Annotated in this window: 12 protein-coding genes and 1 tRNA gene; 4 read left to right on the forward strand and 9 right to left on the reverse strand. The window is 47.4% G+C overall.

The window, feature by feature from the left end:
• Positions 1-626 (forward strand): hypothetical protein (locus RMO27_RS10870; protein ID WP_309732253.1); only part of this gene is annotated, 626 nt, incomplete at its 5' end.
• A gap of 106 nt (positions 627-732) precedes the next feature.
• Here RMO27_RS10870 and RMO27_RS10875 read toward each other — a convergent pair.
• On the reverse strand, positions 733-2,220 hold the full coding sequence (locus RMO27_RS10875; protein ID WP_309732255.1) for a serine/threonine-protein kinase: 1,488 nt from the start codon (positions 2,218-2,220) through the stop codon (positions 733-735).
• A 226-nt stretch (positions 2,221-2,446) separates the two neighbouring features.
• Complete coding sequence (locus tag RMO27_RS10880) at positions 2,447-3,586, reverse strand: anhydro-N-acetylmuramic acid kinase (RefSeq protein ID WP_309732257.1); 1,140 nt, start codon at positions 3,584-3,586, stop codon at positions 2,447-2,449.
• 149 nt (positions 3,587-3,735) lie between these two features.
• Between RMO27_RS10880 and rpsP the strand changes: the two genes are divergently transcribed.
• Together rpsP and RMO27_RS10890 are read left to right on the forward strand one after the other, a co-directional pair.
• On the forward strand, positions 3,736-3,993 hold the full coding sequence (gene rpsP / locus RMO27_RS10885) for a 30S ribosomal protein S16 (RefSeq protein ID WP_309732260.1): 258 nt from the start codon (positions 3,736-3,738) through the stop codon (positions 3,991-3,993).
• Entirely contained in the window at positions 3,990-4,451 is a 462-nt protein-coding gene (locus RMO27_RS10890) for a KH domain-containing protein (protein WP_309732262.1), read from the forward strand. Before rpsP ends, RMO27_RS10890 begins: the two co-directional genes overlap by 4 nt.
• Before the next feature lie 17 nt (positions 4,452-4,468).
• Here the strand turns inward: RMO27_RS10890 and RMO27_RS10895 are convergent, their stop codons facing one another.
• From RMO27_RS10895 to RMO27_RS10915, 5 genes are all read right to left on the reverse strand, one after another.
• Positions 4,469-5,713, reverse strand: coding sequence for a gamma-glutamyl-phosphate reductase (locus tag RMO27_RS10895; protein WP_309732264.1), 1,245 nt, complete (start codon positions 5,711-5,713; stop codon positions 4,469-4,471).
• 12 nt (positions 5,714-5,725) lie between these two features.
• Positions 5,726-6,259, reverse strand: coding sequence for a hypothetical protein (locus RMO27_RS10900; RefSeq protein ID WP_309732266.1), 534 nt, complete (start codon positions 6,257-6,259; stop codon positions 5,726-5,728).
• Between the two features lie 47 nt (positions 6,260-6,306).
• Positions 6,307-6,378: transfer RNA gene (locus RMO27_RS10905), tRNA-Gly, on the reverse strand.
• Between the two features lie 179 nt (positions 6,379-6,557).
• Complete coding sequence (gene pcrA / locus RMO27_RS10910; protein WP_309732268.1) at positions 6,558-8,900, reverse strand: DNA helicase PcrA; 2,343 nt, start codon at positions 8,898-8,900, stop codon at positions 6,558-6,560.
• A 159-nt stretch (positions 8,901-9,059) separates the two neighbouring features.
• Positions 9,060-9,710, reverse strand: coding sequence for a DUF938 domain-containing protein (locus RMO27_RS10915; protein WP_309732271.1), 651 nt, complete (start codon positions 9,708-9,710; stop codon positions 9,060-9,062).
• Positions 9,711-9,934: 224 nt separating this feature from the next.
• Between RMO27_RS10915 and sir the strand changes: the two genes are divergently transcribed.
• Positions 9,935-11,680: a sulfite reductase, ferredoxin dependent gene (sir, locus tag RMO27_RS10920; RefSeq protein ID WP_309732273.1), complete on the forward strand. Its 1,746-nt coding sequence runs from the start codon at positions 9,935-9,937 to the stop codon at positions 11,678-11,680.
• Between the two features lie 105 nt (positions 11,681-11,785).
• Here the strand turns inward: sir and RMO27_RS10925 are convergent, their stop codons facing one another.
• Entirely contained in the window at positions 11,786-12,067 is a 282-nt protein-coding gene (locus RMO27_RS10925) for a hypothetical protein (protein ID WP_309732276.1), read from the reverse strand.
• 182 nt (positions 12,068-12,249) lie between these two features.
• Positions 12,250-12,408: a type II toxin-antitoxin system RelE/ParE family toxin gene (locus RMO27_RS23825; protein WP_396133662.1), complete on the reverse strand. Its 159-nt coding sequence runs from the start codon at positions 12,406-12,408 to the stop codon at positions 12,250-12,252.
• Positions 12,409-12,411 lie beyond the last annotated feature (3 nt).

Consider the following 12,411-nt stretch of genomic DNA (forward strand, 5'->3'; position numbering starts at 1 on the left):
TAGGAATGGGTGCTGTAGCTAGTCTAGTTGCACTCACTCTCACTCCAGCTAGTGCCCAGGTGGGTAACGGTTCCGATAACGGCAACACCTTCAACTCTATTACCAATACTGGTGGTGGTGGTATCCGTGGCGGTGGCGAACCATCGTATGAATCCCAAAGCCAAAGTGCTGTCAACCAGTTTTCACAGTCCTTGACAGCCAATGCTGTTGGCGATGCTGCGACATTTGATGTGATTAATGGTGCCGAACCCGCGCCACTAGTAGCTTCATTATTACCTAGTGGCGTACCTGCTGATGGTGCAACTGGTAAAGCGGCTGCTAACCTTGCAAGTACCGTTCGCGGGATGCGTGCTAGCAACGGTAACATCAGTGCTACTAAGCTGAATGCCTCAGTTGGTGCATATAACGATTACGTTAAAGCTTATGTGGGTGAAGTTGGCCCAGACAAAGCACTGGCTGAAGCACCTAATGGCCAAAAAGCACTGCAAGGATTGTTGGGTCAATTAGTCCAAATCGCTAATCAATCCGCACCTGCTGCTGCGCCAGCACCAACTGCACCTAGTACTCCTGGCACACCTAGCACACCTAGCACTCCAGAGCCGACTGCTCCCCCTGCGCCTAAATAGTCGAGTACTAATTAGTGCGAAGATTGGCTAAAGAACCGATCGAATCGATATCATGATGGGAGCGAGAAAGTTTTTCTCGCTCCCATGAACTTTAGCATAGCTAATTTCAATTTTTCTTGGAAATCTGACGCTGTAGACTCGCTACAAGTTTGGGTTTGAGAGCTTCTAATTCTTCCTTGAGCGATCGCTTACTTTCCTTAATTTGGCCGTGAGTAGCGGAGGTATTTTGACTTTCTAACGACCACTCCTTCAATAGTTGAATTTTGCGAGCCGGCACTTTACCTTCGATCGTACAAACGCAGCGTTCGTCACCTTCGAGGGCAAAGAGAATTAAGCGATAGCTACCAGTCTGGGTGAGAATTTGGAGAATTTTTTCGCCAATGGGTTTTTTGAGATCTAGATAACAAGGTAGCATCCGATGTTGTTGCTCGTCTTGGTACAGCGTCGTCAGCCACAGCAGCATCGGATGCGGCGAACCCACAAACAGAAACTGAGAATGTGGTTTATTATTTTGATATTTTTCAATATCACTGCGCGAGAGCATGATCCACATCGTGGCTAATTCAGTCTGCTGGTACGGAATGAGCTGTGGAAAGACTATTTCCGCTCTGGGCTTGTCTTTCGGCCAGGTGCTTTGCAGACAGATGGCTTCAGCCGTAGTTGGAGTAGGAGCTGATTGGGGATTGGGTTGTGAGGCTAAGGGTGCTGAAGTTTGGGCTGAGTTCTGTTCGATTTGTTCGAGGACTTTGAGCACTTCAGTGACGCTACTCGGACGCTGTTCGGCAGTTTTTGCCATACACTGATTGACAATATCCATCAATGCCTGCGGCAAATTTAGTGGTGCTTTAACTTCGCTAAATAATTTTGGTTTTTGATAATGATGGGACTGAAACCACCCCTCAAAAGAACTAGCTTTGGGTTTTAACGGCAGTTCGGCAGTGAGCATTTGGAACATCATAATGCCCAAGCTGTAAATATCCGCCCGATTATCCAATGTTTTGCCATCCATCTGTTCGGGAGAACAGTAAGCTGGCGTACCCATAAATCCAGTTGGCGACTCGTCGGATTTGAGTAGGGCGATGCCAAAATCTAACACCTTCACTAGCTCTCCCAAGGTCGCGTCTTTGACAATGATAATATTGCTGGGCTTAATATCGCGGTGGACAACTTGCGTCACATTACCATCGATTTCGATCCCATCGTGAGCGCATTGTAAGCCCAAACAGATCTGCCGCATGAAGCTAAAGAACTTGGGCAGCGGCATGGGTTTATTCTGCATCGCCTCTTTGAGACTATCGCCTTTGAGGTATTCCATCACATAGAAGGGCATTTCCTCATCATCGACACCATAGTCGCGGACTTTGACGATATGGATGCTTTTTTCTCCCAATAAAGCACTGATCGTTGCTTCGCGCATAAATCTGTCCCGCACCCGCTGGTTCATTTTCGATCGCGATAAAAACTTGACGGCTACAATCACGCCACCCAATAGTGTATCCTTCGCTTGATACACTTGCCCCATAGAGCCTTTCCCCGCGATCTCCAAGAGTTGATAGCGTTGAACGAGTAAGCGACCATAATATTCATCTCTCACGCGATCGATGCCTCCATGCCGCTCGATAATGAGATTGCGAACAATTTAGTAGTGTCGATTTGAAAATAAAAATTGAACATCGAAACGAACGCGATCGGATAGGATGATGGATGCTGCGTCAGATACCTACTGTAGATCGATTGAGACAGACAGAATCGCCCGATTTAAGAATCTAAATTTGTGGGCGGTTGTAGATGCGCTTATTCTCAATATACCCAATTCATTGTCAAGGATGGACATCACCTAGTAAGACGGGGTATTTGGCACCAGTAGCTGTGGGTAAGTTGCCAGGGATGCCATGATGTCGCCAATACGCCAACACCGCAAAGGCGATCGCTTCTTTATAATCGCCATTTACACCCGCTTCGTCGGTTGTGACGACTTCGATATTTGGCAACTGCGCTTGGAGCCGTTGTCGCAGATAGAGATTGCGACTGCCGCCCCCACATAGTAATACGCGATCGGGTAATTTGGGTAAAAAGCGACGGTAACTATCAGCGATACTGCTCGCAGTCAGATCGGTGAGCGTTGCCAATAAATCGGCTGAACTGAGCTTGAATGCTGCTGCATCCGCGATACAACATTGGAGATACTCATCGCCAAATAGCTCTCTCCCCGTCGATTTGGGGGGGGCAATGCCAAAATAATCCTGTGCCAACCATGTTTGGACGAGCGGTTGACAGACATGCCCAGTGGCCGCCCAGGCACCATCGCGATCAAATGTGAGTTTGCCCTCACTCAGTTGTGTTACGGCTAGATCGAGCAAACTATTCCCCGGCCCGGTATCCCAACCCCGAATCTGCTGCTCCCAATCGGCCTGGCTGTGCGGCGGTAGATAGGTAACATTGCCAATGCCGCCAATATTCTGAATGCACCGATGTTCGATCGGATGACTCAGCAAGTAGGCATCGGGTTTGGGTACCAGCGGCGCACCTTGGCCGCCGGCGGCGATATCGGCAGCCCGAAAGTTATCGATGGTGGTTATCTGGGCGATCGCGGCAATTAGTTCGCCTCGACCGAGTTGTAGGCTATAACCCATGCTGTCAGCAGCTTTAGGCCGATGGAAGACGGTTTGACCGTGGGAGCCAATGGCCTCGGCTTGATCGTGACCAGCTTGAGCTTGAATCGAGATCGCCGCCTGGGCGAAACACGCCGCGATGTCATCATCTAAGGCGGCTAATTCAACCATTGCTAATTTGGCTCCACCGCAGATAGCGAGAATTTGCGATCGCAAGCTATCTGGATAAGGATAAGTCTCCCCAGCCAACAACTCTACCCGCAAATCGAGCGTCGTCCCCGTAATTTCGACCAAGGCGGCATCGATCCCATCGACGGAAGTCCCACTCATTAACCCAATTACTTTCATAGCCGATCTGTATTGTGTGGAACTAGGTATGGATATTCAGCTTAATTTGGGCGCAAACAAAATTCAGATTCCGCCACCACTGTGCTATAGTTGGAAGGCTGTGGGTCAATCATCCAGCTCACTCATATTAACAGCTAAACTGCTTCAAAATGATTAAAATACGGCTCAAAAGATTTGGTAAAAAGCGCGAAGCTAGCTACCGGCTCGTGGCGATGCAAAGTACCTCCAGACGCGATGGTCGTCCCTTAGAAGAATTGGGCTTTTACAACCCTAGAACCGACGAAGTGCGTCTCGACAACGAAGCGATCGCCAAAAGACTCTCTCAAGGTGCCCAGCCGACCGATACCGTGCGCCGGATTCTGGAAAAAGCAAATTTGCTCGAACCAACAGGTAACAAAACCAAGTGACAGTTGCGACACCCGACTCAAATTTGCCTGATTACGGGCAAATAGTCAAATTTTTATTTCAACCATTTCTGAGTGATGCAGCGGCGATGGGTGTCGATTGTGAGTACACGATCGATCGCCATCGGGTCTGGATTCGCGTGGCGGTTGCCAGTGACGACCAAGGCAGTGCCTTCGGTCGCGGCGGTCGCAATATTCAAGCTGTGCGGACAGTCCTCCAAGCCGCAGCAGCTACGGTCGGTCAATCTATTCATTTAGATGTCTATGGTAGCAGCAGCTCTCGCTTTCGAGACGCTGATGATACCCCCGATCGAGCCACAGGTTCAGACCAGAGATCGTCAGGCAGCAAACCAAATCGGATTGCGCCCACTCGCCGCTCGCGCGATGGCGAAGAGCAACGCGATCGTAGCAGTGACAGTCCCAGCGTGCCGCCGCCCCGTCCGCGTCGCGCCGCCAACTAACCGAATCGATCTCCAGCTCAACCCATGGTAACTTGCTGTGTGGCGATTAATGCCGTCAGTCCGATCGCCCCGCGCTGGGAACCATGATAATTTGACATCCCCAGCCAGATCCGATCGCTACCGCGCTGGTAGCGATAAAAGCGGGGCGAAGCATTGATATACACGCAAGCACTATTGATTCCCGCCACAAATTGCTGGGTTTCTAAATAAGAATCGGTAACGATACAATCGGTGTGTCCGCTGCTGTAACGGTCGATCTTTGCGATCGCCTCATCCACATTCTTAACGGATTTGAAGGCGATAATTTTGCGTAGTGAGGGCTGGTACCATTTACCATCTGCGGCGAGTTGCAGATATTCGCCATAATTCGCCACCAACTCGCGATCTCCATGTAGTTGAAATCCTTTTTCCTTGAGACTCGTCCACAGCGTTGTCAAAGATGTCGCCGAGCGATCTATATGAATTAAGACCTTCTCGATTGCATTGACTGCGTCTGGTTCCCCGACATGACTATCGCAGATCGCATGACGGACGACTTCCAGGCTACCATTAGCACCCCAATATAAATAACAATTCCCGATCGCTGCCGGTAAAATCGAGACAGTGGCCTGCTGGGTGACTTGATGAATCAAACTCGGCCGACCATAGGCGATCGCCAAATTAACCTGTTGATTGTGAGTTAATAGCTCGTATAGCAATCCTGGACTAGAGTCAACTAACTGAACGGCATTGGGGGGGAAATCAGCCTGCTCCAAGCCACTCCTAATGGCCAGTGACAGGGCGAGATTGGTATGGTATGCCTCATTACCGCCCCGCAGAATCAGACTATTACCTGTCTTGAGACTCATCCCCGCTGCAATCGCGCCCAGTTCTGGCAATGACTCATAAACAAAAGCTACCGTCCCTAATGGTTTCACTTGGCTGTAACAATGTCGATCTCCGACTGCCGTGCAGACATCCGTATTACCGGAAATCGCGGCTAATTCGCCCAGGCGATACAACAAATCGATGTATTTTTGCAGGCGTTCTGGGGTTAGTTTCAACCACTCCAAGAGCAAGTCTGAGATATCTAGTTGGCGACTAGCCTCTAAATCGAGGGTGTTAGCTTCGAGAATGTCGTGAAAGGCTGCCCGCACAGCCGTGGCCACGGAGCAGATTGCCTGTTCGCGCTGCTTGGTACTACTGAGCGCAAGGTAGCGTCCAGCTTGCATGGACTCAGCTAAGACACTAGCTAAACTGGGGTTGGTATTCGCATGTTCCATAAGTAGAGGTGTTTAACCTTGGTCGAATAACCAGAGCGTAATGACGATGAGGACAACAATAGCTATCGCTATAGATAGTACAAGATTAAGGATCGGACTAGTTAATGTTACTCGACAATAAAGTTGAAATACTACTAGTACTAACGCGATTACACCCAGAGATTGCAGCCAGAGTGCGCAGCTTTCCTGCGAACGGATCGCTATCCAAAAATTTCCTTTTGGCAGGGATCGCAGCGACTGTAAGCGTTTACCGTTCCAATAATAACGCCGTTTGTAGGGATAAGTAGCTGCTAATTCCTCGATCGTTAAGCCATCTGGTTGCAGCACAAAAATCCGCCGACAGCGATTGCAGCCAAAGGCTTCAGTCAGGACGATTTGTTGCAGTTTCCCCTGGGGATGACACGGGCAGGGATATTCTTGGTCTAAATAGATTTTTTGCTGTTGATGTTGTGCCACGCGGTATCTGGTAATCTGGCTCGATCGATCGGCTGGACGGCTACAGCGATCGCTGCGGCTATTCTCATAGCATATAAAAAAGTCCCCCAACTTGGGAGACTTCAGTTAACTTTTTAACAAGGATTTTTCGATTTTTAAGCGGGAGACGCGATTCGAACGCGCGACATCAACCTTGGCAAGGTTGCGCTCTACCACTGAGCTACACCCGCATTTGGTGTTTAACCACGTCTACTATAATCGCACAGACTTAAAGGTTTGTCAACAGTCGGACTGCAAATTCGTGATTTGGCAATAATTGGGATCGATCGAGCTGGGTTTAGGTTATCTGGGTTCTTAAGGCAGATCCGAATGCTCTCGCACCCCGATTTCTACTTTAAATTATGTCTGACTAATCGATTTTTTGCAATCCCACAATTTTAGGATCGATGATTTTTTGGCCAAGATTGGGAAACTTAATTGCCACAGATTGCTTGTTGCCAGTGCCAAACACATGCGAGATTTGACCGACCCCAAAACTGCGATGAATCACGCGATCGCCGACTCGCCATGCTGTTGTTTGGTCGTGAGTACTACCGACAGTTTTTGGTGCCTTGGATGGGGTTTTGGTCGCAGTTTGCGATCTAACTTTAGTACGGAGGTTGCTATTAATTAATTCTGGTGGCAATTCGCCGATAAATTGCGATCGAATGGCGGGTTCTCTAGAACCATACAAGCGACGTTCGCGGGCGTGAGATAGATATAACATTTCCTGGGCGCGAGTGATGCCGACGTAGCATAAACGCCGTTCTTCTTCGACAGCTAACGGATCGTTAAGTGATCGATAGCTAGGGAATAATCCTGCTTCTAACCCCACCAAAAAGACGATCGGAAATTCCAGTCCTTTGGAGGCATGTAATGTCATTAATGAGACAGCCTCTTTGCCTTCTTGGAGATTATCGAGATCGGAACTCAAAGCAGCACTACTTAGGTAAGCTTCGAGTGAGGGTGACTCATTTTCTTCTTGAAATTGCAGAGTGGCGTTAACCAATTCTTGAATGTTTTGAACGCGTTCTAATGATTCATCTGTACCTTGAGTTTGCAATTCGTGGACGTAACCAGTATCTTCAATAATGCCCGTAACGATATCGACAACCGGACGAGTTTCGGCTTTGCCCCGCCACTTATTAATAATTTCTGCGAAGTTAAGAACGCCTTTTGAAGAGCGTCCCGCGACGGTTTTAACTGATGTATCATCATTGAGGATTTCCCATAGTGGTACGCCTAATTGATGTGCGGCATTTTGGAGATTGTCGATCGTGGTTTGGCCGACACCGCGTCTGGGTGTATTAATTACTCTGAGCAAACTTACTGTATCGCTAGGATTGGCGATCGCGCGTAAATATGCAACGATATCTTTGACTTCACGCCGATCGTAAAACTTTAGTCCACCGACAATTGTATATGGAATTTGCGCTCGCACGAAGGCATCCTCAATCGGTCGAGACTGGGCATTTGTCCGATATAGTGCCGCAAAATTACCATGATTTAATTCGGGATTTTCGCGTAATAGTTTCCGAATTTGACTGACTACAAATTCAGCTTCATCGATTTCATTATCGGCTGTATACAAAAATATTGGCTCGCCTTCACCGCGCGTAGCTTTGAGGATTTTATCGATCCGTTGGGTGTTGTGTTGAATTAGGTGATTGGCTGCTGCTAAAATATTTTCACGCGATCGATAGTTTTCTTCTAGCTTGACCATTGTTTCGGTCACATCATCTGTTTTGCTATCGCCAAAATCATCCTGAAAATTCATCAGAATCGTAAAGTCTGCGGCTCGGAACGAATAAATTGATTGATCGGCATCGCCCACCACAAAAATCGATCGATGTTCCCAGGCATCAAATGTTTTACTATCGACACCATTGGTTACCAAGAGTTGAATCAAATCGTATTGGGTTCGATTGGTATCTTGATACTCATCGACTAAGATATGTCTGAATTTACGATGCCAATAATCTAAGACTTGAGCATTCTGGCGAAATAGTTGGACGGGGACTAATAAGAGATCGTCGAAGTCGAGGGCGTTATTAGCGCACAGCGCATCTTGATAATGTTTGTACACATCTGAGATCACTCGTCCTCGGTAATCATTTTGCTGCTTGCTAAATTCGTCTGGCGATAAGCCTTGGTTTTTGGCATTACTAATCGCATAACGGACAGCACGCGGCTCGAATTTCTTGTCGTCTAAATCTAGTTGCTTGATGACGATTTGCTTAACCAATCCCTGGCAGTCATTATCATCAAAAATCGAGAAGTTCTTATTCCAAGATCGCCCTTTGTCGTCCTGGTATTTCTCAATATCAAACCGCAGTACTTTACTAAATAAACCGTGAAATGTGCCAACCCAAAGATCTTTTATAATCGTCTTGTAAACATGCGATCGCAGTTGAGTTTGTTGATACTCATCCAATGCACCCCACGCTTTGCCAAATTTCAGTTCGGCTTGTTGTTGGGCGAATAGTAATTCTATTCTCGATCGCATTTCTTTGGCAGCTTTGTTGGTGAAGGTAACTGCGAGAATGTGGGCTGGATCGACGTGGTGGGTGCGAATTAAGTTGGCAATTCGATAGGTAAGGGCGCGAGTTTTGCCACTCCCAGCTCCAGCGACTACTAATAAGGCTCCACAATAATGCTCGACGGAACGCCGCTGGGAAGGATTGAGATGTGCGAGGAAGTCGGTATTAGCCATTGGGTAGTGCGAGATTTTTAGAGGTGCTGCGGAGATTTACCCACCCCGCCCTTTGGGCACCCCTCCTGGGAGGGGATTTTTGAGAACGTAGATCTGTAGGCTGGGTTTCACGTTGCTCAACCCAGCCTACTAATTTTATGCTTTTCCAGAGATCGAAAATTATGCAGCCACTTTGAAAACAACCGAAAGATTATTGGCGGGCATGGTATAGATTCTATAAAGTTCTAAGTGATGACTTTGAGCGACAGTGGTTATTTCTTCTAAATCTCGGACGCCCCATGCTGGGTTTTGACTTCGCAGACTTTCATCAAAAGCTGCATTACTAGGAGCGGTATGGACTCCGCTTTGCTTAAAGGGGCCATATAAGTACAAGATACCACCGATCGGCAGGATGCGTTGTGCGCCTGCAAATAGCCCCAGGTAAGCAGATTTAGGGGCGATATGAATCATGTTAATATTCACGATCGCGGTAATCGGTTGCTGGGTGAGATCGCCAATTGTGACGCTTCCAGATTCGATCGACCATTCAGAACTACTCGCATCGAGATCGATCGGCAGATACATATTATCGCACGGTGCGAATCTTTGCCATGCGGCGATGCTCGCTCTGGCATCGGGATTGGGATCTGAGGGCAGCCAATCGCGTGGTGCCAGTTGGGGAGCCATAAAGATGCCATGTTCGCCAGTTCCGCTAGAAATTTCGAGGATCGTACCCGTCGGTGGTAAGACTTGCTGCAAAACTGCGAGGATCGGTTCGCGATTGCGTTCGGTGGCGGGTGCATATCGGCGGAGATCGAGAGAGTCATCCATTGGTGCTAATCGATTGAGACTTTTCTATCTTAGTGCAAGCCAACAACGGGACGTCGTGGCGGTTGCTAACCGCTGGGGGTGAGGATCGGGAACCTCTGCATTTATTTTAGAATTCTTACCAAAATGGCGAATCGTAGGAGCGTTAAAATAAATAGACTATGGATCTAAGTGACTTAGGATTGCTATAAACTAGATCTTCGCCTGCCAGTATCCCTAAACTCAGTATGGTTAACACTTCCAGCACCAAGAAACTCGCTAAAGTAGAACATTTAAAGACAGATAGTAACTATCTGCGGGAACCTGTTGCCAGCGAGTTACTCCTCGATACAAATTATTTCACGGAAGACGCAATTCAGATTCTCAAGTTTCACGGATCTTATCAGCAGGATAATCGGGATAATCGCGTTAAAGGTGAAGAAAAAGATTATCAGATGATGTTGCGGACGCGCAATCCTGGCGGATTTATTCCACCCCAGTTGTATTTGGCACTCGATCGATTGGCGAGCGACTATGGCAACGAAACCATCCGCGCGACTACTCGTCAGGGTTTCCAGATGCACGGCATTCTCAAGCAAAATCTCAAGCCAGCGATTGCCGCGATCGTTCATAACATGGGTTCTACCCTCGGTGCCTGCGGTGACTTAAACCGGAACGTGATGGCACCCCCAGCACCCTTCAAGAATAAGCCAGAATACGTTAACGCTTGGGCTTATGCCGATCGAATCGCCGATCTACTCACTCCGCATACAGGCGCGTATTACGAGATTTGGTTGGATGGTGAAAAAGCTGTCAGTGGCGAACCTGCACCAGAAGTTAAAGCGGCGTTAGCAATCGACAACGATCGGACAATCTTCCCTGGAGATCCAGAGCCGCTATATGGGATGCAATACATGCCCCGTAAATTTAAAATTGCGGTGACAGTTCCCGGCGATAACTCGATCGATATCTTCTCTCAAGATTTAGGATTGGTGATCATTTCCGATGACAAAGGTGAAGTCTTAGGCTTTAATGTCTATGCTGGCGGCGGTTTAGGACGTACCCATAATAAAGAAGAAACATTTGCCCGCATTGCCGATCCGATCGGGTATGTGCCTAAAGATGATATCTACGATCTCGTTAAAGCGATCGTCTCTACTCAGCGCGATTATGGCGATCGAACTAACCGCCGCCACGCGCGGATGAAGTACCTGATTCACGATTGGGGCGTAGCTAAATTTACCGCCAAAGTAGAAGAGTATTACGGCAAAAAAATCGAACCACTTAAGCAACTGCCTGCCTTTCGATATCTAGATTTCTTAGGTTGGCACGAACAAGGCGACGGCAAGGTATTCTTAGGCATCTCAGTTGTCAACGGAAGAATTAAAGATGAAGGCGATTTCAAACTCCGCACTGCGTTGAGAGAGATCGTTCAGACGTATCAAATCCCGATGCGCGTCACCCCTCATCAAAACGTGTTGATTTATGATATCGATCCAGTCGATAAAGCTGCGATCGACAAAATCCTAATCGATAATGGCATCGAACCAGATCCCCTCAAAATCGATACCCTCGTCCGCTACTCGATGGCTTGCCCAGCACTGCCTACGTGCGGTTTAGCCGTCACCGAATCCGAGCGCCTAGCTCCAAGCGTCAACGAGCGTTTTCGTGCCCTCCTGACCAAATTAGGCTTACCAGACGAGCAATTTGTCATCCGCATGACTGGTTGCCCCAATGGTTGTGCGCGTCCCTATATGGCCGAAGTCGGTTTCGTGGGTAGTTTCCCCGAAAGCTATCAAGTGTGGTTGGCTGGCTGTCCCGCGCAGACGCGACTGGCACAGGTTTATACGGACAGAATGCACATCAACGATTTGGAAACTTTCTTCACGCCGATATTGGAGTACTTCAAACGCGATCGGAAGTCTGGTGAAGCGTTTGGTGATTTTTGCGATCGTATTGGATTAGAATCCATCCGCGAAGTTTGTAAGCATTAAGTTAAGGTTGAAAATTCAGTTAGTTGGATTTAGCTTGCTTAATCCAACTAACACATCATATCCTAGAAATGTTCAGTTTCATTCATCTACAATTGCTGGTGCTACTTAGTAATTACTACATAATATTATTCCATCATCTTGCTGCTGTAATCTTCCTATGATACTGGGAGTAACAGAGGCTATTGCTTTACCTGTTCCAATTGGAGTTGGGGCAGAAATTTCCCAAATTAGATCGGCTAAACTGGTATTGAACATCATATCTTCTAATGATGCTGCTCCTAGATTATTTGCTAAGTTATCGATTACTTCACTGCTGATGTGAAATTCCCCCAAGTCTGAAAATGGCTCTATGACTCTATATCCTAATTGACTAGCTTGAATTTTCATAATTAGAAGAGTTTGATTGTTTGATTTTACGAGATTAGTCTTTGTCTTTTCATTGATAATTTTAATTGCCTTGAAATCAGAAGTTTAAAAGCTTAAGCAGTTTTGAAATAAAAATTAATAATATTTGTATACTCATTTGAAAACTGTAATCTTCTCTCAAAAGTATCCCCGTCGAGAAATTATTAGGTTCGAGCCTGCCAATCAGTTGGATCTCTGCGTCCATGAAAGACTGCGGTGATTATCACTCGACTCGATACGATCCGATAGTAAATAGTATAGGGAAAGCGTCGCACTATCGATCGGCGAACATCACGATAAACAGCAGGATAAGACTCTGGCATCTG

Source organism: Chamaesiphon sp. OTE_75_metabat_556, assembly GCF_031378165.1.
In the GTDB taxonomy this organism is placed as follows: Bacteria; Cyanobacteriota; Cyanobacteriia; order Cyanobacteriales; family Chamaesiphonaceae; genus Chamaesiphon.

Bases quoted from the DNA above. Each gene is read 5' to 3' on its own strand.
- pcrA (WP_309732268.1), bottom strand. From the start codon at position 8,900: ATGGCTAATACCGACTTCCTCGCACATCTCAATCCTTCCCAGCGGCGT.
- RMO27_RS10880 (WP_309732257.1), bottom strand. From the start codon at position 3,586: ATGAAAGTAATTGGGTTAATGAGTGGGACTTCCGTCGATGGGATCGAT.
- rpsP (WP_309732260.1), top strand. From the start codon at position 3,736: ATGATTAAAATACGGCTCAAAAGATTTGGTAAAAAGCGCGAAGCTAGC.
- RMO27_RS23825 (WP_396133662.1), bottom strand. From the start codon at position 12,408: ATGCCAGAGTCTTATCCTGCTGTTTATCGTGATGTTCGCCGATCGATA.
- RMO27_RS10915 (WP_309732271.1), bottom strand. From the start codon at position 9,710: ATGGATGACTCTCTCGATCTCCGCCGATATGCACCCGCCACCGAACGC.
- sir (WP_309732273.1), top strand. From the start codon at position 9,935: ATGGTTAACACTTCCAGCACCAAGAAACTCGCTAAAGTAGAACATTTA.
- RMO27_RS10895 (WP_309732264.1), bottom strand. From the start codon at position 5,713: ATGGAACATGCGAATACCAACCCCAGTTTAGCTAGTGTCTTAGCTGAG.
- RMO27_RS10925 (WP_309732276.1), bottom strand. From the start codon at position 12,067: ATGAAAATTCAAGCTAGTCAATTAGGATATAGAGTCATAGAGCCATTT.